This is a genomic window from Leucobacter holotrichiae, assembly GCF_055791005.1.
This window is the reverse complement of the sequence record NZ_JBVUAC010000010.1, coordinates 41,903-64,932: the sequence shown is the minus strand read 5'-3', so window position 1 is coordinate 64,932 and position 23,030 is coordinate 41,903. Positions and strand designations below refer to the sequence as shown.

The following is a 23,030-nucleotide window of genomic DNA, read 5'->3' as shown; positions in this document are numbered from 1 at the left end:
GGCCCGGCGGGAGACAGCGCCTAGCGCTACTTCCGAGCAGACGGCAAGCGGATCGCACCCGTCGTGACATCCTCGTCGAGCTGCTCGAGCGTGCGGCCGCGCGTCTCGGGCACGAACTTCCAGAAGAACAGGAAGGAGAGGATGTTGACGACGGCGAAGACCGCGAACAGGCCCATGCTCACCGCACCCACGATCGCGGGGACCGAGAGGGCGAGCACGCCGTTGGCCATCCACAGCACGAAGATCGCGACGCCGGTGCCGATGCCGCGCATGCGCAGCGGGAAGATCTCGGAGAGATAGACCCAGGTGCAGATGTTGAGGAAGGTCTGCATCGAACCCACCATGATCACCACGAGCACCAGGAACACCCAGCCGCGCGTCAGGCTGGGATCCGGAAACACCCAGATCATGAAGATCGCGATGAGGATATGCGAGATGGAGACGAGACCGTAGCCGAGCAGGAAGTTGGTGCGGCGGTTGATGCGGTCCATCAGGTTCACGGCGACGACGCCGCCGACCACGGCGATCACACCGGGCGCGATGTTCACCCAGCCGATCATGTCCTCGCTGAAGCCGGACTCGGCGAGCATGCGCTGACCGTAGTACATGATGGCGTTGATGCCGGTGAACTGCTGGGCGATGCCGATGCCGCAGGCGATCAGCAGGATGATGAGCAGATTCTTGTTGGTGAGCACGGCCTTCAGGCCGACCTCGCGCTCGCCCATGGCACGCTCCTCCTCGGCCACGCGCTCGATGTCCTCGAGCTCGGCCTCGGCACGATCCTTCGAGCGGATGGTGTGCAGCACAGCGCGAGCGTCCTCCTCGCGCCCCTTCTCCAGCAGCCAGCGCGGCGACTCGGGCATGCGCAGCATGCCGAAGAACAGCACGATGGCGGGCAGCGCGCAGACCGCGAACATGTAGCGCCACACGCCGTCGTGATGGCCGAACATAGCGGCGAGGATCGCGTTGACGACGAAGGCGGCGAGCTGGCCGACGACGATCATCAGCTCGTTGCGGCCCGCGAGCGAACCACGGATCTCGAAGGGCGCCATCTCGGCGAGGTACACCGGCACGACCGACGACGCGCCGCCGACCGCGAGGCCGAGCATGATGCGCCCGAAGATGAGCACGCCGTAGCCGAGCGCCGAGAACTCGCCGTGCACGCCGCTGCCGGGCGAGAAGATGACGAACATGGTGCCGGTGAAGAACAGTACGGCAAGGAGGATGATGGTGGGGCGGCGGCCGATGCGGTCTGCGAGCCAGCCACCGATCATGGCCCCGAATGCGGCGGCGAAGACGAGCGAGCTGATCACGAAGCCCAGCTGGATGTCGTCGAGCCCGAGCTCGGCCTGCATGGGACGCTCGGCGCCGTTGGCGACACCGGTGTCGTACCCGAAGAGCAACCCGCCGAAGGTGGCGATGACCGCAACCAGTCCGAGCCGCTTCTTGTGAGGGCCGTCCGTGAGCGGCGGAAGCTGAACGCTCCCGGATGTTGAAGGGGCTGGGCCTCCGGACATGACTGACTCCTTCGTCTCTCGTTCGCCTTCGAGTACGCAACACATGGTTCATGAAGCGTCAACGCGAGCTTAACAATGTCGTTACATTTGCACAAACTTAACTTCGAGTAGGGTGGGCCCGTGACATCGTTGCTCTTCGAGATCGCGCCCCTCTCGTGGGCGCTCCTCGGCGTAGCCGCGGTGCTCGTCGGGGTGTCGAAGACAGCACTGCCCGGCATCAACACGCTCTCGATCGCGGCCTTCGCCGCGATCCTACCGGCCCGCGAATCGACGGGCGCGCTACTCCTTCTGCTCATCGTGGGCGACGCCTTCGCGCTGCTCAGCTACCGGCGACACGCCGACTGGGCCACGCTGCTCAAGCTCATCCCCGCCGTCGTCGCCGGCCTCGCAGTCGGCGCCGCGTTCCTCGCACTCGCCGACGACGCGTGGGTGCGCCGGGTGATCGGCGTGATCCTGCTGCTCATCATCGCATTCACCCTGTGGCAGCGCGCCAGGCGCAGCCCCCTCGGCGCCGAACCGAAGTCGGATCGCGCCGCCGCGCTCGCGCGCCTCGGCTACGGCTCGCTCGGCGGCTTCACCACGATGGTGGCGAACGCCGGCGGTCCCGTGATGTCGATGTACTTCCTCGCCGCCCGCTTCCCCGTCAAGGCGTTCCTCGGCACCGCGGCGTGGTTCTTCGCCGTGCTCAACCTCGCGAAGCTGCCTGTTTCGGTGGGCCTCGGCCTCATCACGCCGGGCACGCTGCTGCTCGATCTGCTGCTCGTGCCCGGCGTGATCGGAGGCGCGATCCTGGGGCGCTGGATCGCCAACCGCATCAGGCAGCAGGCCTTCGAATGGGCCGTGATCTTCTGCACCGTGCTCGGCGCGGCCTACCTGCTGCTGAGCTGAGCCGGCCGAGCGGCGTGACGCCGACCGCGGTCAGAGAATCACGTCGCGGCGATCAGCTCCTTGATCTTCGCGAGCTGGAACTTCGAGATCTCGTCGGCCCGCTCGTCCTCCGCGAAGACGTTCGACACGATCAGCGCGTCGGGGTCGTCGAGGAAGCCGCTGCTCTGCAGCGTGCCGAACAGCTCCGTCCAGTCGACGTCGCCGTCGCCGATCGCGAGGTGCTGGTGCACCCGCACGGCATTGCCGGGCGGGTTGGTGATGTAGCGCAGGCCGTTCGAGCGGGTGTGGTCGAAGGTGTCGGCCGTGTAGACAGCGCCGAGGCGGCCACCGATTTCGGGGATCAGGCTCGTCGCCCGGTCGCCGTAGTGGAAGGTGTGCGAGGCGACGTAGACGAAGCCGACCCGGTCGGTGTTGAGGCCGCGGATGATACGCCAGCCCTCCAGCCCGTCCTCGACGAAGTCGTCGGGGTGCGGATCGATGTTCATCGTGACGCCTTCCCGCTCGAGCACCGGGATCAGCTTCTCCATGGCGTCGTAGAAGCAGTTCTCCGACTCCTCCTCGCGCTCGGGGCGGCCCGAGTACTCAGTGTTGAGGATCGGCGCCTCAAGCTCGGCGGCGATCTCGATGTAGCGCGTGGTGTTGCGGATCGCCGCCTGCACCTGGTGCGGCTCGGGGCCGCCGAGACGCTGCACCGGCAGCACCGAGGTGATCGTCACCCCGGCGTCCGCCGCGCGCTTCTTCAGCGCCCCGATCATCGCGCTGTCGACCTTGGGGTAGTGGAAGTGCCGCCCGAAATCGGGATTCGGGGTCAGCTGCAGGTACTCGTAGCCGAGCCGCGCGACGAGGTCGGGAAAGTCGAGCAGATGCGTGGTGCCGTTGTAGGGCGTGGGATCGAGGGCGATGCGTGCCATCGGGAGCTCCTTTGCTGTCGGTCGGTCAGGCGTAGAAGGCGGGGCGCTCGGGCGCCCCGACGGGCACGATGCCGCCCTCGTTGAGGGCCTTGACGCCGGCCTCGCACGACAGCGACACGAGGTAGCCGTCCCACGCGTTCGGTCCGTCGATGAGGTCGCCGCGGCGCACCGCGTCGACCCAGCGCTGGATCTGCGCGTCATAGGCAGCCGCGAAACGCGTCACGAAACTCTCGTGCTCCTTCACGCGGAAGAACCCGGCGTCCCAGCGCTGCAGCCCCACCGGCTGGCCGATGCGGGCGATGCCCTTCTCGAACACGGCCTCGGTGGCGACCTGATAACCGAACTGCACGCTCACGTTCATCTCGACATCGACGAGCACGCCGTTCTCGAGCTCCATGATCACGAGGATCGGCTCGCTCAGCCGCTCGGGGGCGAGCGAGTTGCGGCGCGGGTGCTTCACCTCGACGCTCTTCACGGGCGAACCCGCGAGCCACGGCACCACGTCGAACTCGTGCACCACCGAGTCGGTGATGAGCATGTCGTTCGTGTAGGTCTCGGGCACGGAGGGGTTGCGGTGCAGAGCGCGCACCATGAGCAGCTCGCCGCTCTCACCCGAGACGACGAGGTCGCGCAACTGCTGGTACTCGGCGTCGAAGCGACGCATGAAGCCGAGCTGGATGTGCGGGCGGTCGAGGCGCTGCTCGAGCTCGATGATCTCGAGCGAGCTCTCCGAGTCCTGCGTGAGGGGCTTCTCGCACAGGATCGGCAGCTTCGCCGCGAGCGCGGGCTTCAGCACGGGCGCGTGGAACTGGCCCGGTGTCGCGATGAGCACCGCGTCCATGGCGTCGGCCTCGATCGCGTCCTCGAGGCGGGTGAAGGCGGCGGATCCCGGGGCGTTCTCGGCGGCCGCGGCCGCGCGGCCGGCGTCGGGCTCGACGATCGCCGAGACGCGCGCGCCGGCGATGCGGTGGGTGATTCGCTTGACATGGTCGGCACCCATCATGCCGGCGCCGACCACGGCGACGCGGAGTTCTTCGGTCATTGTTCGCTCCTTCTGAGAAGAGGCGTCCCCTGAGCCTGTCGAAGGGATCGCCGAGGTCTGTGTTTCGCTCGCTTCGACAAGCTCAGCGCGCGATATCCGGGTCAGCTGATACGCGCCAGGTGCGTGCAGCCGAAGATGTGCTCGCGGGTGCGCTTGGCGATCGGGAAGGGCCGGTCGACGTCGCAGCCGTACATGTCCTGCTCGACGATCGCGAAGATGTCGGGGTCGATCTTCGCGACGGCCTCGATGACGGGGGCGAGGTCGGGCACCCCGTGCGGCGGCTCGATCATGATGCCGTCGGCGACCGCGTCGACGAACGACGTGTCGTTCTTCAGCACGTCGAAGAGGAGCGTGGGATCGACCTGCTTGAGGTGCAGGTAGCCGATGCGCTCGGGGCGATCCTCGATGAGCTTCACGTTGTCGCCGCCGTAGTAGGCGAAGTGGCCGGTGTCGAGGCAGAGGTTGGTGTAGCGCGGGTCGGTCTCGTCGAGGAAGCGCAGCACCTCGCGGGTGGTGCCGACGTGGCTGTCGGCGTGCGAGTGGAACTGCTGCTTCATGCCGAACTCCTCGAGCAGCGCCTTGCCGAGGCGGTCGTGGCCGGCGGCGAGCTTCGCCCACTGCTCGTCGGTGAGGGTGCGCGGTTCGAGGTTCTCGCCCGTCACGTCGCTGCGCCACAGATCGGGGATGACGACGAGGTGCTCGGCGCCGAGCTTCGAGGCGAGCCCCGCCACCGCGAGGGCCTGATCCCAGGCCCGCTGCCACTGCTCGTCGCCCTTGTGGAAGCCCGTGAAGACGGTGCCGGCCGAGAGCTTGAGGCCGCGCTCGCCGAGTTCGTCCTCGAGCCGGTTCGGGTCGGTGGGCAGGTACCCGTACGGTCCCAGCTCGATCCACTGATAGCCCGCCTGCACCACCTCGTCGAGGAACCGCTCCCAGGGCACCTGCCCGGGGTCGTCGGCGTGCCAGACACCCCAGGAATCGGGGGCCGTGCCGATGCGCAGGCCGGGGTTGCCGTTTGCTTCGTTGCTCATTCGCTCACGCACTTTCTCGCGATGACTCGTTCCCGAAACATCCTAGCGCCGATTCCACTATTTGACAGGACAATATGCCAATTCACACATTGCGGGAACGACGCACCTAGCCCAGCAGGGGCTTCTGCGCCGCGACCTGCTGCTCGTACTCGGCGCGGGCGCGCTGGGTCGTCTCGAGCGTCGACACCTGCGGCACCGGCACGTCCCACCAGCCCTCGCCGTCGGGCGCGTAGATGAGCGGGTCGCTGTTGACGTGGATGAAGGTGGCTCGATCCGACGCCTTCGCCGCGGCGATCGCGGCCTGCAGCTCGTCGATGGCGCCGGCGCCCGGTTCGACCTCGATGACGTCCATGCCGTAGCTGCGGGCGTTCATCGCCAGGTCGACCGGCAGCACCCGATCGCCCTGGAAGTTCTTCGCCTCGGCATCGTACTCGCGATACCAGGTGCCGAAGCGCTCCGACCCCACGGTCTCCGAGAGGTGACCGATCGAGGCGTAGCCGTGATTCTGGATGAGGATCACGATGATCTTGATGCCCTCGGCCACGGCCGTGACGAGCTCGGTGTTGAGCATGAGGTAGGAGCCGTCGCCCACCATGACGATCACGTCGCGGTCATCGCCCGCCGCGACGAGGCCGCGCTTGGCGCCCAGCCCGCCCGCGATCTCGTAGCCCATGCACGAGTACGCGTACTCGACGTGATAGCCGAGCGGGTCGCGCACGCGCCACAGCTTGTGCAGGTCGCCGGGCAGAGACCCCGCGGCCTGCACGATGACGTCCTGGGGCGCAGAAGCCCGCTGCACGGCACCGATGATCTCGGGCTGGCCCGGCAGCTCGAGACCGGAGGGCGCGAACGCCTCGTCGACCATCGCGTCCCACTCCGCCTTCTCGTGCGCGATGCGCTCGGCGTAGGAGGGATCGACACGCAGATCCCCGCTCCCCGACGCGCCGTGGGCGTCGATCAGCTCGAGGAGCGTCTCGCGGGCGTCGGCGATGACGGGGATCTGCGTGCCGTGCTTGTAGGCGTCGAACGACGCCACGTTGATGTTCACGAATCGCACGTCGGGGTTCTGGAACGCCGTGCGCGAGGCCGTGGTGAAGTCGCTGTAGCGGGTGCCGATGCCGATGATCACATCGGCCTCGGCCGCAAGCCGGTTGGCCGCGAGCGTGCCGGTCGCGCCGACGCCGCCCAGGTACTGCGGATGATCCCAGTCGAGCACGCCGCCACCGGCCTGCGAGGAGCCGACGGGGATGCCGGTCGCCTCGACGAACTCCCGCAGCTGCTGCTCCGCGTCCGAGTAGAGCACGCCGCCACCTGCCACGATGAAGGGGCGCTCGGCCGCGCGGATCGCCTCGAGTGCGAGGGCGAGCGCGTCGCGCTCCGGGCGCGGACGGCGGATGCGCCACTCGCGAGGCTGCAGGAACTCGACGGGCACATCCATCGCCTCGGCCTGCACGTCCTCGGGCAGCGCGATCGTCACGGCCCCCGTCTCGGCCGGGTCGGTGAGCACGCGCATCGCGGCGAGCGCGATCGAGAACAGCTGCTCGGGGCGCTGCACGCGGTCGAAGAACTTCGAGACGGGGCGGAACGCGTCGTTGACGGTGAGCCCGATGTCGTGGGGCTGTTCGAGCTGCTGCAGCACCGGATCCGCCACGCGCGTGGCGAAGGTGTCGCTCGGCAGCAGGAGCGCCGGCAGACGGTTGGTGGTGGCGAGCGCCGCGCCGGTGAGCATGTTGCTCGCGCCCGGCCCGACCGAGGCGGCTGCGGCGTAGGTGCCGCGGCGCCGGTGCATGCGGGCGTACCCCACGGCCTGGTGCACCATGGCCTGCTCGTTGCGCGCTTGATAGTAGGGCATGAGGTCGGGGTTCAGGGCGTTGCACTGCTTGAGCGCCTGGCCCACGCCCGCGACGTTGCCGTGGCCGAAGATGCCGAACATGCCGGGGATGGTGCGCTCGCGGATCTCGGTGCCGTCTGCGGCGCGGTCGACCGTCCACTGGTTCGCCAGGAACTCGACGAGCGCCTGGCTGACGGTCATGCGGCGGGTGGTCATCGTGCGTTCTCCGTTTCGTTCGGGATCGATCCCTGAGCCTGTCGAAGGGGTGGATCCCGATCGCTTCGACAGGCTCAGCGAACGGGAGGGGTTGCGGGGCTCAGCGACCGGGTTCGAAGGGAAGGCGGGGATCCAGCTCCTGCCCCTCCCAGGTGTCGCGCACCCAGCCGTGGGCCGGGTCGTCGCTGATGAGCCAGCTGCGATCGGGATCGGGCCCGGCCATCACGTTGAGGTAGTACATGTCGTAGCCGGGGGCCGCGACCGCCGGGCCGTGGTAGCCGTGGGGCACGAGCGCCACGTCGCCGGTCTTCACCTGCGAATCGATCTCGAGGTGCCCCGCCGGAGACGAGTACGAGCTGAACATGCCGAAGGCGCGATCCGGATCGACGCCCTCGGGGGCGTCCTTCACGGGCGCCACCTCGAAGTAGTAGATCTCCTCGAGCTGCGACTCGTGGCCGGGGATGTGCTCGTCGTGCTTGTGGGGCGGGTACGACGACCAGTTCTCGGCGGGGGTGATCACCTCGACCACGATGAACCGGGCGGCGTCGAGCACCTCCTTGCGGCCGAAGTTGTGCACCTGGCGGCTCGAGGCCCCGGCGCCGCGCAGCTCGACGGGGATCTCGTCGACCGACAGGTATCGGGTGGGCCGCACGATACCGGTCGGCGAGGTGGCGACGAGGAAACGGCTCTCGCCCTCGGAGCGGGCGGTGACCCTACCGGTCGCCGCCGCCGAGAGGTAGAGCATGTCGGTGCGGCCGTCGAAGACGGAGGACCGGCCGGCGAGCTCGGTGACCGCCTGCTCACCGCCCTCCGTGTGCGCCACCCGGAACGAGCCGGAGAGGGGGACGATCAGGCGCTCGACGCCCGTACCGTCGAGGTCGAGCGACGCTCCCTGCTCGAGCCTGCCCACTCGAATGCCGGTGTGCTCCCATCCGGGCGTGCGCTCGTCGACCACGGTCTCCCAACCGCCCTCGGCGAGTTCACCGCGGCGGTGGAACCAGCGCGCTGCCTGCTGAGTCATGTTCGTGCCCCTCTCCGCTTCTCTCAGTCGTTCTGCGGGAAGCCGAGATTGATGCCGCCGTGCTTGGCGGGATCGAGCCAGCGGCTGGTAATCGCCTTCTCGCGGGTGAAGAAGTCGAAGCCGTGCACGCCGTAGGCCTTCGCGTCGCCGAACAGCGAGGCCTTCCATCCGCCGAAGGAGTGGTAGGCGACGGGCACGGGGATCGGCACGTTGATGCCGATCATGCCGACCTGGATCTCGTGCTGGAAGCGGCGGGCCGCCCCGCCGTCGTTGGTGAAGATCGCGGTGCCGTTGCCGAAGGCGCCCGAGTTGATCAGGTTCACGCCCTCCTCGAAGGTCTGCACGCGCACGACCTCGAGCACCGGGCCGAAGATCTCCTCGGTGTAGGCGCGCGAGGTAGTGGGCACGTTGTCGATGAGCGTCGGGCCGACGAAGAAGCCGTTCTCGTGACCGTCGACCGCGATGCCGCGGCCGTCGACCACGATCGTGGCGCCGTCCTGCTCGGCGATGTCGATGTAGCCGGTCACCTTGTCGCGGTGCACGTCGGTGATGAGCGGTCCCATGTCGGGCTCGGGGCTCGACGCGCCGTTGCCGATGTTGAGCTTCGCGATGCGATCCTTGATCTTCTCGATCAGCTCGTCAGCCACCGGCTCGACGGCCAGCACCACGGAGATCGCCATGCAGCGCTCGCCCGCGGCGCCGTAGCCCGCGTTGATGGCCTGGTCGGCGACGAGGTCGAGGTCGGCGTCGGGCAGCACCAGCATGTGGTTCTTCGCGCCGCCGAGCGCCTGCACGCGCTTGCCGTGCTTCGACGCGGTCTCGTAGATGTACTGCGCGATCGGCGTCGAGCCCACGAAGGAGATCGACGCCACGTCGGGCGAGGTGAGCAGGCCGTCGACGGCGAGCTTGTCGCCGTTGAGCACGGTGAACACACCGTCGGGCAGCCCCGCTTCCTTCCAGAGCTCGGCGAGCCACAGCGATGCTGAGGGGTCCTTCTCGCTCGGCTTCACAATGACCGCGTTGCCCGCGGCGATGGCGATGGGGAAGAACCACATCGGCACCATCGCGGGGAAGTTGAAGGGGGAGATGATGCCCGCGACGCCGATGGGCTGCTTGACCGAGTAGACATCGATGCCCGTCGAGGCGTTCTCCGAGAACGCGCCCTTGATGAGGTGCGGGAAGCCCGTGGCGAGCTCCACGACCTCCTGCCCGCGGAGGATCTCGCCCATCGCGTCGGAGAGCACCTTGCCGTGCTCGGCGGTGATGATCGCGGCGAGCTGCGGCTTGCGCTCGTTGAGCAGCTCGCGGAACTTGAAGATGACAGCCTGCCGCTTCGCCATGGAGAACTCGCTCCACAGCTCGAAGCCGCGCTGGGCCGAGGCGATGGCCTCGGCGATCTCTGCCTCGTCGGCGAGCGCGACGTGGGCCTGCACCTCGCCGGTGGCGGGGTTGTAGACGGGCGCCGTGCGGCCGCTCGCCGACTCGCGACGGGCGCCGTCGATCCAGTGCGGGATGGTGGGGAGGTCGGACATGAATTACTCCTTCGGGTTCGTTCGGGATCAGCCCAGGTCGCGGTGCACGAGGCGTGCGGCGGTGTCGACCGCCGTCGCCACGTCGTCGTCGTGGGGGTAGAGCAGCGTGCGGCCCACGGTGAGGCCGCGCACGCCGGGGAGCGCGAGCGCGCTCTCCCAGGAGGCGAAGGTCTCGTCGGGATCGCCGCCGTTGTCGCCGCCGAGCAGCAGCGTGGGCATCGTCGTGGCCTCCATGACGCGCTCCATCTCGGGCACGACCGGCAGCTTCATCCACGTGTACGCGCTCGAGTTGCCGAGGCCGGAGGCGATCGCGGTCGAAAGGATCACGGCGTCGGCCGAGAGATCGTTGACGACCCTGCCTTCGACGCGGCCGCTCATGAACGGCTCGAGCATGATGGGCAGTTCCGACGCAGCTGCCGCGTCGACTGCACGGGCCGTCGCCTCGAGCGTGGGCGCGGTGCCGGGGTCGTCCAGGTCGACGCGGATGAGGGTCTTGGCGAAGTCGATGCCCTGCCGCTTCATGGCGGGCACGTCGTACGCGGTGTAGCGGTCGTCCATCTCGAACGAGGCGCCGCGCAGGCCGCCGCGGTTCATCGAGCCCACGACGATCTTGTCGTCGAGCAGGCCGAGCGCGGCGAGGTCGTCGATGATGTCGGGGGTCCCCAGCACACCGTCGACGCCGGGTCGCGACACGGCGAGCGCCATGCGCTCGAGCAGGTCGTAGCGGTTGGCCATCGCGGTCTTGTTGGAGCCGACGGCGATCGCGCCGCGGGCGGGGTGATCCGCGGCGACGATGAACAGCCGCCCGTCGCCGCGGATCACGTCGCGCCGGCGGCGCTCGGCGAGGGCGCGGCCGATGCCCGCCGGGTCGGCGGCGCGCAGTTCGCGCAGACGCTCGAAGTCCAGTGCCATATCAGGCCCCCTTCGCAAGAATCGCCTCGACCTCTGCGGCGTCGGGCATGGCGGTCGAGCACTCCAGTCGGGTCGCGACGATGGCGCCGGCGACGTTCGCGAAGCGAAGGACGCGCTCGAGATCCCAGCCCTGCAGCAGGCCGTGGCAGAGTGCGCCGCCGAAGGCGTCGCCCGATCCCAGGCCGTTGACCACGTCGACGAAGTGCGGCAGCACCTCGACGCGCTCGTCACGGGTCTTGGCGAGCACGCCCTTCGGCCCCTGCTTCACGATGGCGAGCTCGATGCCGCGCTCGAGCAGCGCATCGGCGGCGCGATCGGGCTCGGTCTCGCCGACCGCCACCTCGCACTCCTCCCGGTTGCCCACGGCGACGGTCGCGTTGCCGATGACACGATCGACCTCGGCGGTGGCCTCAGCGGCATCTGCCCAGAACATGGGGCGGTAGTCGAGATCGAAGACGGTGTGCCGCGCGCCGGCACGCGCCTCGAGGGCGGTGCGGTGGGCGCTGCGGCTGGGCTCCTCGCTGAGCCCGGTGAGCGTGAACCAGAAGATGCGGGCGGCCCGCACGGCGTCGAGGTCGAGGTCGGAGCTCTCGATCTGCATGTCGGGCGCCTTGGGTTTGCGGTAGAAGTAGAGCGGGAAGTCGTCGGGCGGGAAGATCTCGCAGAAGGTGACCGGGGTGGGGAACTCGGGATCGACCCTCACCTCGCGGGGGTCGACGCCGAGGCGGTCGAGCTCGCGCAGCAGATAGCGGCCGAAGGGGTCGTCGCCCACGCGGGAGATGAGGGCGCTCGCGTCACCGTATCTGGCCGCCGCGACCGAGACGTTGGCCGCACTGCCGCCGAGGTACTTGCCGAAGCTCTCGACGTCCTCGAGCGGACCCTTCTGTAACGGGTAGACGTCGACGCCGAGGCGCCCCATCACCAACACGTCATCAGGACGCCGCTGTTCCGACATTCGCTACCCGCCTTCCGGTTCATGACACACGCGGCGCCGTGCGCCGCTGCATTTGTCCTAACAATATCACGATGTGTCGTCGACGGGCGCGACGTCTTCTCATTAGAGGTAATGTTGTCATCACATAGGAGTAGTGCGGCTCGTCAGGTGTCGCCGCTCAGTGCGCGAGAGCGGGCGCGGATCAGCGGCTTCCCCTCAGCACGCACTGCGACGGCGCTTCGCCCGGCGGGCCGCCGAGCGAAGCGAGGGTCACATGAGCACCGAACCCGTCTGGCCGGAAGAGCTGTTCACCGACCTCGACCGCACCGGCCCGGTGCCCCTCTACTTCCAGATCTCGAGCCGCCTCGAACGGGCGATCCGCGACGGCATCATCCCGGCCGGCGCGCGCCTCGAGAACGAGATCTCGATCGGAGAGCGTCTCGGGCTCTCGCGCCCGACCGTGCGCCGCGCCATCCAGGAGCTCGTCGACAAGGGGCTGCTCGTGCGCCGCCGCGGCATCGGCACCCAGGTCGTGCAGGCGCGGGTGAGCCGCCCCGTCGAGCTGACGAGCCTGCATGAGGATCTCACGCGGGTGGGGCACACACCGTCCACTCGTGTGCTCTCCGTCGAACGTGTGAAGGCCGACGAGCAGGTGGCGAGCCAGTTGCGCATCGCGCCCGGCACCGAGATCACCCGCATCCGCAGGCTCCGCTACGCCGACGGCACGCCCATGGCGATCCTCGAGAACCTGCTCCCTCCCGAGTTCTCCGACATCACCGTCGCAGATCTCGAGCGCCAGGGACTCTACGAGATCCTCCGAGCACGAGGCATCACGATCAAGATCGCGAACCAGACCATCGGCGCCCGCCGCACCCACGGCGACGAGCACGAACTGCTCGACCTCGCGAAGGGCAGTCCGCTGCTCACCATGGACCGCGTGGCCTTCGACCACGGCGGGCGGGCCATCGAAGCGGGGCACCACTGCTACCGACCCGATCTCTACTCTTTCGAGACGACGCTCGTCTCCCGCTGACGCGGTCTACCGCGACTCGACCCGCGTTCCCTGTTGCGCCCGATATCGCTGCGAATTGCGATGCGCCGCTCACCTGGCATGCTGTACGTATGCCCCCTGCCGCAGCAGCACCGCCTCCGCGGACGCGTCGCCGCGCGCGCACGCGATCCACGGCCCTCGGCTGGGGCCTGATCGCCCCGAGCCTGCTCGGCATCCTGGCCTTCCTGCTCGCCCCGATCGTGGTCGTGTTCTGGCTGAGCCTGCACCAGTGGGATCTCATCTCGGATCCGAGCTGGGCCGGGCTCTCGAAGTGGCAGGCCGTGCTGCACGACGGCGGCTTCTGGAATTCGATGCTGGTCACGCTGCTGTTCGTCGTGTTCGTGATCCCGCTGCAGACCCTGTTGGGCCTCTGGATCGCCAACCTGCTCACCAAGGGCCTGCCGGGTTCGGGCCTGCTGCGCGTCATCTACGTCATCCCGTGGGTGTGCGCGCCGCTCGCGCTCGGAATCGTGTGGAACTGGATCTTCCAGCCGACCGGCGGCGCCCTCAACGAACTGCTCGGCACGCACGTGAGATGGCTCGCCGATCCCGCGTTCGCGCTGCCCTCGGTCGCGGCGGTGACCGTCTGGTCGCAGGTGGGCTACGTCGCCCTCTTCTTCATGGCCGGGCTCGCGGTGATCCCGAGCCAGGTGATCGAGGCCGCGAGGATCGACGGCGCGAGCGCCACCCGGATCTTCTGGAGCATCAAGGTTCCGCTGCTGCGCCCGACGATGTTCTTCGTGCTGGTCACCTCGGTGATCAGCACCTTCCAGATCTTCGACACGGTGTACGGGCTCACGCCGCAGGGTGGGCCGAACGGCAGTACCTCGGTGGCCGCCTTCACGCTCTATCAGACCGCATTCAAGCGCTTCGATGTGGGATCCGCATCCGTCATCGCGGTCATCCTCTTCGTCGTCCTCGTGCTCATCACCATCGTGCAGCAGGCGTACTTCCGGAAGCGAATGACCTATGACCTCAGCTAGCGCAAGCGGTACTGCTCGCGATCGCAGACTCGGCGCGGGCGGCGAGCCGCGACCCGGGCTGCTCGGCACGCTGGGCGTGTACGTCGTGCTGATCGCGGGCGCACTGCTCGTGCTCGGCCCGTTCGTGCTGAGCCTGATGACCGCGTTCAAGACACCGCAGCAGCTCGCGACCCAGTCGAAGCTGGCACCGCCGTGGCCGCTCACCCTCGAGAACTTCCAGCGCCTCTTCGAGGGCGACCTCGTCGACTTCTCGCGCGCGATCGGCGTGACGACCGGCTATGTCGCGATCGTGCTCGTCGGGCAGCTCATCTTCTCGATCCTCGCGGCCTACGCCTTCGCCCGCCTGCGCTTCCCCGGGCGCGACGCCCTGTTCTGGGTCTACCTCGCGACCCTGATGGTGCCCGCGGTCGTCACGATGGTGCCCCTCTACCTGATGATCTCGGAGATGGGCCTGCGCAACACGTTCTGGGGGCTCGTGCTGCCCTACCTGTTCGGTTCACCGTACGCGATCTTCCTGCTGAGGGAGTACTTCCGCGGGATCCCGCAGGATCTCGTCGACGCCGCCCGCATCGACGGCGCGGGCCACTGGCGCATCCTGACCCGCATCATCGTGCCGCTGTCGCGCCCCATCATCGTCACCCTCGGCATCATCACGGTGGTGACGCACTGGAATAACTTCATGTGGCCCTTGATTATCAGTAGTGGGCCCGAGTGGAGCGTCATCACGACGACCACCGCGAGCGTGCAGACGCAGTTCAACGGCAACTGGACGATCGTGATGGCCGCGACGACCATCGCGCTGCTCCCCCTGATCGTGCTCTTCACCATCTTCAACAAGCAGATCGTCTCATCGATCGCGATCACCAGCTTCCGGTGATCGACTGCAGAAAGGGATCCACATGAAACAGAGGCGAATTCTCGCGGCGCTGGCCGGGGTCGCGATCGCGGGCCTCGCGCTCACCTCATGCGCTTCGGAGAGCGGCGGGAACGGCGGAGGCGACGGCGACGTCACCCTCACCTTCCGCACGTGGGACACCAACGCGCAGGCAGCCTACGAGGAGTCCTTCGCGGCGTTCACCGAGCAGAACCCCGACATCACGGTCGACGTCGAGGTCGTGCCGTGGGCCGATTACTTCACCAAGCTGCGCACCGACATCGCCGGCGACAGCGCCGCCGACCTCTTCTGGATCAACTCCTCCTCCTACCTCCCCTACGCGCAGTCGGGCGCGCTGCTCGACATCGCCGACGTCTACGGCGACGATTTCGATGCGGCGAAGGCGGAGTGGGCGCCCAGCGTCGTCGAGCAGTTCACCGATGACGGCAAGCTCTACGGCGTGCCCCAGACATCCGACGGCGGGATCGCGGTGTACTACAACGCGGATCTCCTCGAGGCGGCGGGCGTCGCACCCGAAGAGCTCTCGGAGCTGCAGTGGGCGCCCGGCGGCGGATCCGACGACACCCTGATCCCGACCCTGCAGAAGCTGACCGTCGACCAGGCCGGCAAGACCGCCGCGGACGCCGATTTCGACGCGAACAGCATCGCCCAGTACGGCTACAACGCGGCGCAGGATCTGCAGGCCATCTACCTGCCCTACATCGGCTCGAACGGCGGCACCTTCCAGGACGGCGAGAAGTTCACCTTCTCGAACCCGAAGACCGTCGAGGCGTTCCAGTACATCGTGGATCTCATCAACGAGTACCACGTCGCGCCCGACGCCGCGGACACGAACACCAATGGCGACTTCAGCCGCGATCAGTTCCTGCAGGGCAAGATGGCGCTGTTCCAGTCGGGTCTGTACAACCTGGCGAACGTCGCCGACAACGCCGACTTCGACTGGGGCGTCGCGATGCTGCCCGCCGGCCCCGAGGGCGCGGTCAGCGTCACCAACGGCGTCGCGGTCGTCGGCAACGCGAAGAGCGACCACCAGGAGGCGGTGAACAAGGTGCTGCAGTGGCTCGGCACCGCCGACGGCAACAGCGCTATCGGCGCGACCGGAGCGAATCTGCCCGCGGTCGGGGGTGCGCAGGACGTCTACCGGCAGTACTGGGCCGACAAGGACGTGAACCTCGATCCCTTCTTCGATGTGCTCGAGAGCGGCGTCACGATCCCCGCCCCCGTCGGTGAGAACTTCGGGGCCGCCTCCGAGGGCTTCGGTCCGATCCTGAGCGAGATCTTCCTGGGCCAGCTGCCAGTCGAGGAGGGCCTGAAGCAGGCCGACGAGGTGGCCAACGCCGCGATCGGTTAGCCGACTGCCCGGGCGGCGCGGGGTCGGCCTTCTCGACACGCTCGAGGCCGATCCCGCGCCGCGGCCCTCCGCACGATCAGCGTCGCGGTTCGAAGCCGATGGTGGCGCACGCCCGCAGCGTCTGGGGCGCCCCCTGCTGGAGCGCGCGGTCGATGAATCCGAAGCGCTGCGCGAGCTCTCTCGCCGCCTCGTCGTGCTCGGTGCGCGAGAGCACGCCGATGCGCCAGGTCGCGAGGTCGTTCCAGCTGGGGGATCCCAGCGATCCCCCGAAGTTCTGCACCGCGAGACCCGCGCACAGCGTGGCGAAGTTGAGGCGGTCCACGAGGGGCCAGCCCTGCAGCGTGCCGGTGATCATGGCCGCGGTGAAGACATCGCCCGCCCCGGTCGCGTCGAATGCCGTGACCGGCACGCCGGCGACACGCGCCTCCTCACCGGTCGAGGCATCGATCGCCAGCGCGCCCTCCGCCCCGAGCGTCACGACAGCGAGCGGCACCCGCTCCGCGAGCGCTCGCGCCGCCGCCTCCGGGGTGTCGGTGCGGGTGTAGGCCATGGCCTCGATCCGGTTGGGCAGGAAGGCGTGGCAGCCGTCGAGGGCGTCGAGTACCCGCGGATCCCACGACCCCGAGTCGTCCCAGCCGACGTCGGCGAAGATCAGCGCGTCGGTCCCCAGCGCACCCGCCCACCAGGGAGCCGTCGCAGCGCCGCCCGCGTCGACGACGCGCTCCTCCCCCAGGTCGACGAAGTAGGCGCGGGCCTGGGGCGTCTCACCGACCAGCTCCTCGATGGAGACGGGCGATTCGTCGGCGTGGGTGATCATGCTGCGGTCGCCGTGCCGGTTCACCGAGACGGTGACCGAGGAGTGCCAGCCGTCGATCACGCGCGAGCGGCTGAGGTCGATCCCCTCGTGCTCGCCGAGCACCGACCAGTTCCAGGAGCCGTACGCGTCGTCGCCGAAGCCCGCCGCGAGGCCCGTCCGCAGCCCGAGCCGAGCAGCTGCCACCGCCATGTTCGCGACCCCGCCGGGCAGGGACCCCATGCCGCCGGCGCGCACCTCGGTGCCGGGCCGCGGATCCTCAGGCAGGTCGGTGAAGACGAGGTCGAAGAAGAGCGGACCCGCGAGGAAGAGATCGAGCTGCTGGGGTTCGGTGCGCGGGATCGGATCGAAGGGGTGCACAGCCCGACAGTAGCACGGGCGCGGAGGGGCGGGAGGGGGATCAGCCGCGCGCCGGACCGTCGTCGAGCGCCGCGGCGACACCCGGGATTCGCGCCCGGTAGTCGTCGAGCAGTCGCCTGCCGACCGACACGGAGTCGACGAGCGGGTGGATCGCGAAGGCGCGCCACGCGAGCCGCGGATCCCGCAGGCGCGAGGCCTCGATGATCAGCTGCTCCGCCGCCTTCACCTGCTGCATGAGGCCGAGCATGTCGCCCGACACCGGCGCCACCCGCTGCGGATGCACGCCCGCCGAGTCGACCAGGCAGGGCACCTCGATCACCGCGTTCTCGGGCAGTCCGGCGACGATGGGCCCGGCGCCGGCGGCGGCCGTGTTGCCGACGTTGAGGATCATGGTCGCCGGCGCGCTCCCGGAGAGCGCGGTCATCAGCTCGATGGCGACGCGCTGGTATCCGCCGTCCTCGACGTCCTCGGCGAGACGGCCGTCTCGATCCTCCTCGCTGCGGCTCTCGGCCATGTAGCTGAACTCCCGGTCGCGCAGCGTCGCCTCCCAGAGCCGGTGCGTCTCGGCGGGGTCGGCGGTCAGGGCGTCGGCGTAGAAGCGATCCTGCTGCTGCTTCAGGTACTCGCCCCGGGTCTCAGACCCCGTGCTGATGCGCTCGACCGCCTCGCGGGTGAAATAGTAGTAGTAGAGGTACTCGTTGGGCAGCGCTCCGAGCGCACGGATCCATTCGAAGCCCATCAGCCGGGCCTCCTCGATGCCCTCGAGCGCCTCGTCGGAGCGCAGCACCTCCGGCAGCACGTCGATACCGTCCACGCTGAGGCGGCGCAGCCAGCCGAGGTGATTGAGGCCCACGTAATCGAAATCGACGCGGTCGAGCCCCGATCCCGAATCCGCCGGCCAGCTCCCAGCGATGCCGCCCGCCGCGACCCCCGATCCCGCCGCCTCCGAGCACCCGATCTCCCCGGCCACGCGGATCGCACGCCGCATGAGGCCGATCGGCGTATCGCAGATGCCGACGACCCGGTGACCCAGCACGCGCCGCATGGCCTCGGTGACGAGCCCCGCGGGGTTCGTGAAGTTGATCAGCCAGGCCTCGGGGGCGAGGTCGCGCACCCGCTCCGCGAGGCTGACGGCCACCGGCAGCGTGCGCAGCGCGTACGCCAGACCGCCCGGGCCCACCGTCTCCTGACCCAGCACCCCGAGGTCGAGCGCCGTGCGCTCGTCGGCGATGCGCCCGTCGATGCCGCCGATCCGCATCGCCGAGAAGATGAAATCGGAACCGCGGATCGCCTCGTCGAGATCGGTGCCCGCCGTGACCCGGGGCGCCCGCGGCAGTCCCGGCGCCAGATGGGCCGTGATGCGTCGCATGATGTCGAGGCGCGCGGGCTGGACGTCGTACAGGTGCAGCTCGTCGACGTCGAGCGGCGCGTCCTCACGACCGAGCGCGCTGAACAGCTGCGGGATGCGGAATCCGCCTCCGCCGATGACCGTGAGCCTCATGCCCGCAGCCTACCGCCCGAGCGCCTCGCGGTAGACCCCGGCCAGGCACGCCGCCGACGCGTCCCAGCTGCGCGCGAGCGCGTGATCCCGCGCAGCCGCCCCCATGCGCTCGCGCAGCTCCGCGTCACCGAGCAGCCGATCGATCGCGGCGGCCCAGACCGTCGGGTCGTCGGCGTCCTCCGCACCGGCGCCCGACCCCGGACCGATCAGCATGCCGGTCTCGCCGTCGACCACGGCCTCCCGCAGCCCGCCGGCGGCGCGCGCGATCACCGGGACGCCCGAGGCGGCCGCCTCGAGGGCGACGAGACCGAAGGTCTCGGAGTGCGAGGGCACGAGCATGACGGCGGCGCGGCGGATGCGCTCCGCCAGATCGCTGCGGCGCAGAGCCCCATCGAACGCCGTCGTGCGGAGCATCCCGTGACGGGCGACCGCATCGTGCAGCGCCCGCACATAGTCGTCGCCGTCGGGCGGCGGAGCCCCCACGATGCGCAGTGTCGGCCGGCGCTCCGCGTCGATCGCGGCCACGGCGTCGATCGCCAGGTCGAAGCCCTTCAGCGGGTGCAGCCTGCCCACGACGATCGCCTCGGGCCGCCCGCCGCTCGACAACCAGTCGCGATCCTCCATGCAATCACGCGTGGCACACGGATGGAACAGCTCGGTGTCGACGCCGAGCGGCACCACGCGCACGCGATCCTCGTCTCCCCCAAGCCGCTCGAGCACCGTGCGCCTCTCGGCCTCGCTCACCGCGATCACCAGATCCGCCTCGTGAGCGAGCCGGCGCTCGCCCGCGAGCCGCCCCGGCGACTCCGGCCGTTCCCCGTCGGTGAGCGGCGAATCGACGGGAGCGGCGATCGAGTGGTAGCTCTGCACGAGCGGAACCCCGGCGCGGCGCGCGGCCGGAAGCGCCGCGATGCCCGAGAACCAGTGCTCGGCGTGCAGCAGGTCGACCGGCTCGCGCTGCAGCTCGGCCTCGAGCAGCTCGCCGAACCGCTCCATCACGCTCTCGTGCTCGCCCTTCGCGAGCAGCCGAGCCGGGCCGGCTGCGAGATGCACGACCGTGAGCCCGGGGCGCAGCTCGACCTGATCCGGCGGTGCGGGGTCGCTGCGCCGCGTGAAGATGCGCACCTCGTGGCCGGCTCGCGCGAGCGCCTCGGCCTGCGCCCGCACCACGACGTTCATACCCCCGGCGTCTTTGGTGCCCGGAACATCGAGCGGCGACGTGTGCAGCATGACGAAGCCGATGCGCAGCGGGGATGAGCTCGAGGACATGCCTCGAGCGTACCGGCTCGACGCTCGGGCTCGGGGCTCAGAGCGAGAACCGCTGAGCGGCTGCGGGCGGCATCACCCCTTGAATCAATACCCCCGCGGGGTATAGCCTGACAAATGTCATCGGCCTCACTATCGCGCCGCCGCTCGCAGCATCCTCCGACACGCCCGGCCACGGCCCCGACAGCCGCGGAACCGCGCGGATCCCTATTTTGAATAATTCAAAAGAACTAGACTCGAGGCATGATCCGCACCGCTCCCACCACCGCGCCCGAGCAGCTGAGCGAGCTGCTCCGCACGCACGGTCTCCGGGCGACGGAGGGACGCATCGCCGCGCTCGCGCACATCGCGGCCCATCCCCACAGCTCTGCCTCCGCCATCCACGCGGCCCTCGCCGCCGAGCACCCCTCGCTGTCGCCGCAGTCGGTGCACAACATCGTCAACGACCTCACCGAGAGCGGTCTGCTGCGGCGGATCGATCCTCCCGATTCGGGCAGCGCACTCTACGAGACGCGCCTGCACGACAATCACCACCACGTGCAGTGCATCGTCTGCCACCGCATCGAAGATGTCGACTGCTCCCTCGGTGCCGCGCCGTGCATGGTGCCGCCGCAGACCCACGGAATGCGCATCATCGAGGCGACCGTGACCTTCAGGGGCATCTGCGCCGCCTGCGAAGAACTCAGCCTGCCCGAACACACGAACCGAATCACTCCGAAGAAAGGAACCGGCATTGACTGACGAGCTCAAGTGCCCCGTCGACCACAGTGGAATGGGCCCCGCTCCCACCTCGGGATCGGCGAAGCCCGCCGCGGGCGCGACCACGAACAGCGACTGGTGGCCCGATCGTCTCAACCTGAAGATCCTCGCGAAGAACCCCGATGTCGCGAATCCGCAGGGCGCCGACTTCGACTACCGCGCCGCCTTCGAGAAGCTCGACCTGGCCGCCGTGAAGAGCGACATCGCCCACGTGCTCACCGACTCGCAGCCGTGGTGGCCCGCCGACTTCGGCAACTACGGCCCCCTCTTCATCCGCATGGCCTGGCACTCGGCCGGCACCTACCGCGTCTTCGACGGCCGCGGCGGCGGCGGTACCGGCCAGCAGCGCTTCGCGCCCCTCAACAGCTGGCCCGACAACGTCGGCCTCGACAAGGCGCGCCGCCTGCTGTGGCCCGTCAAGAAGAAGTACGGCAAGTCGCTGTCGTGGGGGGACCTCATGATCCTCGCCGGCAACGTCGCTCACGAGCAGATGGGCATGCCCACCTTCGGCTTCGGCGGCGGCCGCCCCGACGTGTGGGAGCCGGACGACGACGTGTACTGGGGCTCCGAGACCGGCTGGCTGGGCGACGAGGCGCGCCTCGGCGAGGACGGCAAGGCGAAGCTCGCCGAGCCCCTCGGGGCGACCATGATGGGCCTCATCTACGTCAACCCGGAGGGCCCGCGCGCGAGCGGCGACCCGCTGGCCGCGGCGCTGCAGATCCGCGAGACCTTCGCCCGCATGGCGATGAACGACGAAGAGACCGTCGCACTGATCGCCGGCGGCCACACCTTCGGCAAGACCCACGGCGCCGCCCCCGAGGGTGACCACGTCGCCGCTGAGCCCGAGGGCGCTCCCATGGAGCAGATGGGCCTCGGCTGGAAGAGCAGCTTCGGCGCGGGCCACGGCAAGGACGCGATCGGATCGGGCCTCGAGGTCACCTGGACCTACCACCCGACGCGCTGGGACAACGAGTTCTTCCACATCCTCTTCGCCTACGAGTGGGAGCGGGTCGAGGGCCCCGGCGGGCACCACCACTGGCGCCCGAAGGACGGCGGCGGATCCGACATGGTGCCCGAAGCCGACTTCAGCGGACGCCGCGAGCCCCGCATGCTCACCACCGACATCTCGCTGCGCGAGGATCCGATCTACCGCGAGATCTCGCTGCGCTACCGCGACGACCAGCAGGCCTTCACCGAGGCCTACCGCCGCGCGTGGTTCAAGCTCACGCACCGCGATCTCGGCCCGAAGGCGCGCTACCTCGGCCCCGAGGTGCCCGCTGAGGACCTCATCTGGCAGGATCCCGTGCCGGCCCGCGACTACGAGCTGATCGACGCCGCCGACATCGCAGCGCTCGAGCAGAAGATCGCCGACAGCGGCCTCACCGTGAGCGAGCTCGTCTCGACCGGCTGGGCCGCGGCGTCGACCTTCCGCGGCAGCGACAAGCGCGGCGGCGCGAACGGCGGGCGCATCCGCCTCGAGCCGCAGCGCAACTGGGAGGTCAACAAGCCCGAGCAGCTCGCCCGCGTGCTGCAGGTGCTGGAGAGCATCAAGGAGCAGTTCGACGCCTCCGAGTCCGCCGTCGCGGCGGGCAAGAAGGTCTCGATCGCCGACCTCACGGTGCTCGCCGGTAACGTGGGCGTGCAGCAGGCGGCCGCGGCCGCGGGCCACGCGGTGTCGATCCCGTTCACCCCGGGCCGCACCGACGCGACGCAGGAGCAGACCGACGTCGAGCAGTTCGAGTACCTCAACCCGGCCGCAGACGGCTTCCGCAACTACGAGAGCGCCCGCGCCCTCGGCCGCCCCGCGGAGCAGCTGCTCATCGACCGCGCCAACCTGCTCACCCTGTCGGCCCCCGAGATGACGGTGCTGATCGGCGGCATGCGCGTGCTCGACACCAACTGGGACGGCTCCCAGCACGGCGTGCTCACCGATCGCCCCGGGGTGCTCACGAACGACTTCTTCGTGAACCTGCTCGACCTGAACACGAACTGGCGTGCGGTCGACCCCGAGTCGCGCACCTTCCAGGCCACCGATGAGACCACCGGCGAGGAGACCTGGACCGGCACCCGCGCCGACCTCGTGTTCGGCTCGAACAGCGAACTGCGCGCCGTGGCCGAGGTGTACGCCAGCGATGACGCCGCCGAGCAGTTCGTCGACGACTTCGTGAAGGCGTGGGTCAAGGTCGCGAACCTCGACCGCTTCGACGCGCGGTAGTCG

19 protein-coding genes are annotated in these 23,030 nt (G+C 69.2%); 7 read left to right on the top strand and 12 right to left on the bottom strand.

Annotated elements, in window-relative coordinates:
- Positions 1-26: 26 nt before the first annotated feature.
- A complete protein-coding gene (locus tag AC0KXF_RS12655) occupies positions 27-1,517 on the bottom strand; it encodes a sugar porter family MFS transporter (RefSeq protein ID WP_473109517.1) in 1,491 nt (496 codons plus the stop codon).
- 120 nt (positions 1,518-1,637) lie between these two features.
- On the opposite strand from AC0KXF_RS12655, the gene AC0KXF_RS12650 reads away from it, so the two are divergent.
- Entirely contained in the window at positions 1,638-2,405 is a 768-nt protein-coding gene (locus AC0KXF_RS12650) for a sulfite exporter TauE/SafE family protein (protein ID WP_473109516.1), read from the top strand.
- A gap of 38 nt (positions 2,406-2,443) precedes the next feature.
- Here AC0KXF_RS12650 and AC0KXF_RS12645 read toward each other — a convergent pair whose 3' ends face one another.
- The 8 genes from AC0KXF_RS12645 to iolC form a co-directional block, all read right to left on the bottom strand.
- Positions 2,444-3,316: a sugar phosphate isomerase/epimerase family protein gene (locus AC0KXF_RS12645; RefSeq protein ID WP_473109515.1), complete on the bottom strand. Its 873-nt coding sequence runs from the start codon at positions 3,314-3,316 to the stop codon at positions 2,444-2,446.
- A 25-nt stretch (positions 3,317-3,341) separates the two neighbouring features.
- Positions 3,342-4,358, bottom strand: coding sequence for a Gfo/Idh/MocA family protein (locus AC0KXF_RS12640; RefSeq protein ID WP_473109514.1), 1,017 nt, complete (start codon positions 4,356-4,358; stop codon positions 3,342-3,344).
- 101 nt (positions 4,359-4,459) lie between these two features.
- Positions 4,460-5,386, bottom strand: coding sequence for a sugar phosphate isomerase/epimerase family protein (locus AC0KXF_RS12635; RefSeq protein WP_473109513.1), 927 nt, complete (start codon positions 5,384-5,386; stop codon positions 4,460-4,462).
- 106 nt (positions 5,387-5,492) lie between these two features.
- On the bottom strand, positions 5,493-7,433 hold the full coding sequence (iolD, locus tag AC0KXF_RS12630) for a 3D-(3,5/4)-trihydroxycyclohexane-1,2-dione acylhydrolase (decyclizing) (RefSeq protein ID WP_473109512.1): 1,941 nt from the start codon (positions 7,431-7,433) through the stop codon (positions 5,493-5,495).
- A 100-nt stretch (positions 7,434-7,533) separates the two neighbouring features.
- The gene (iolB, locus tag AC0KXF_RS12625) at positions 7,534-8,454 is read right to left on the bottom strand and encodes a 5-deoxy-glucuronate isomerase (protein WP_473109511.1); all 921 of its coding nucleotides are present in this window, start codon (positions 8,452-8,454) and stop codon (positions 7,534-7,536) included.
- Between the two features lie 23 nt (positions 8,455-8,477).
- Entirely contained in the window at positions 8,478-9,986 is a 1,509-nt protein-coding gene (locus tag AC0KXF_RS12620; protein ID WP_473109510.1) for a CoA-acylating methylmalonate-semialdehyde dehydrogenase, read from the bottom strand.
- A gap of 27 nt (positions 9,987-10,013) precedes the next feature.
- Entirely contained in the window at positions 10,014-10,898 is an 885-nt protein-coding gene (locus AC0KXF_RS12615; RefSeq protein WP_473109509.1) for a class I fructose-bisphosphate aldolase, read from the bottom strand.
- 1 nt (position 10,899) lies between these two features.
- Entirely contained in the window at positions 10,900-11,853 is a 954-nt protein-coding gene (gene iolC, locus AC0KXF_RS12610; RefSeq protein ID WP_473109508.1) for a 5-dehydro-2-deoxygluconokinase, read from the bottom strand.
- Between the two features lie 253 nt (positions 11,854-12,106).
- Here iolC and AC0KXF_RS12605 point away from each other — a divergent pair, with 253 nt between their 5' ends.
- The 4 genes from AC0KXF_RS12605 to AC0KXF_RS12590 all read left to right on the top strand — a co-directional run bounded on the left by AC0KXF_RS12605 (position 12,107) and on the right by AC0KXF_RS12590 (position 16,112).
- Positions 12,107-12,865, top strand: a complete 759-nt coding sequence (locus AC0KXF_RS12605; RefSeq protein WP_223042670.1) for a GntR family transcriptional regulator — start codon at positions 12,107-12,109, stop codon at positions 12,863-12,865.
- Between the two features lie 89 nt (positions 12,866-12,954).
- Entirely contained in the window at positions 12,955-13,866 is a 912-nt protein-coding gene (locus tag AC0KXF_RS12600; protein WP_473109507.1) for a carbohydrate ABC transporter permease, read from the top strand.
- Positions 13,853-14,743: a carbohydrate ABC transporter permease gene (locus AC0KXF_RS12595; RefSeq protein ID WP_473109506.1), complete on the top strand. Its 891-nt coding sequence runs from the start codon at positions 13,853-13,855 to the stop codon at positions 14,741-14,743. The genes AC0KXF_RS12600 and AC0KXF_RS12595 overlap by 14 nt, the downstream gene beginning before the upstream one ends.
- 22 nt (positions 14,744-14,765) lie before the next feature.
- Positions 14,766-16,112 (top strand): ABC transporter substrate-binding protein, encoded by a 1,347-nt coding sequence (locus tag AC0KXF_RS12590; RefSeq protein WP_473109505.1) that lies wholly within the window; start codon positions 14,766-14,768, stop codon positions 16,110-16,112.
- A gap of 76 nt (positions 16,113-16,188) precedes the next feature.
- On the opposite strand, the gene AC0KXF_RS12585 is transcribed toward AC0KXF_RS12590, so the two are convergent.
- The 3 genes from AC0KXF_RS12585 to AC0KXF_RS12575 are packed head-to-tail and all read right to left on the bottom strand — an operon-like array spanning position 16,189 to position 20,056.
- On the bottom strand, positions 16,189-17,286 hold the full coding sequence (locus AC0KXF_RS12585; protein ID WP_473109504.1) for a carbohydrate kinase family protein: 1,098 nt from the start codon (positions 17,284-17,286) through the stop codon (positions 16,189-16,191).
- Positions 17,287-17,326: 40 nt separating this feature from the next.
- Positions 17,327-18,787 (bottom strand): 6-phospho-beta-glucosidase, encoded by a 1,461-nt coding sequence (locus AC0KXF_RS12580; protein ID WP_473109503.1) that lies wholly within the window; start codon positions 18,785-18,787, stop codon positions 17,327-17,329.
- 9 nt (positions 18,788-18,796) lie between these two features.
- Positions 18,797-20,056 carry a glycosyltransferase gene (locus AC0KXF_RS12575; RefSeq protein WP_473109502.1) on the bottom strand — a complete coding sequence of 420 codons (1,260 nt, stop codon included), beginning with the start codon at positions 20,054-20,056 and terminating at the stop codon, positions 18,797-18,799.
- 240 nt (positions 20,057-20,296) lie between these two features.
- On the opposite strand from AC0KXF_RS12575, the gene AC0KXF_RS12570 reads away from it, so the two are divergent.
- Positions 20,297-20,794, top strand: coding sequence for a Fur family transcriptional regulator (locus AC0KXF_RS12570; RefSeq protein WP_473109501.1), 498 nt, complete (start codon positions 20,297-20,299; stop codon positions 20,792-20,794).
- 31 nt (positions 20,795-20,825) lie between these two features.
- Positions 20,826-23,027 carry a catalase/peroxidase HPI gene (gene katG, locus AC0KXF_RS12565; protein WP_473109567.1) on the top strand — a complete coding sequence of 734 codons (2,202 nt, stop codon included), beginning with the start codon at positions 20,826-20,828 and terminating at the stop codon, positions 23,025-23,027.
- Positions 23,028-23,030: the final 3 nt, after the last annotated feature.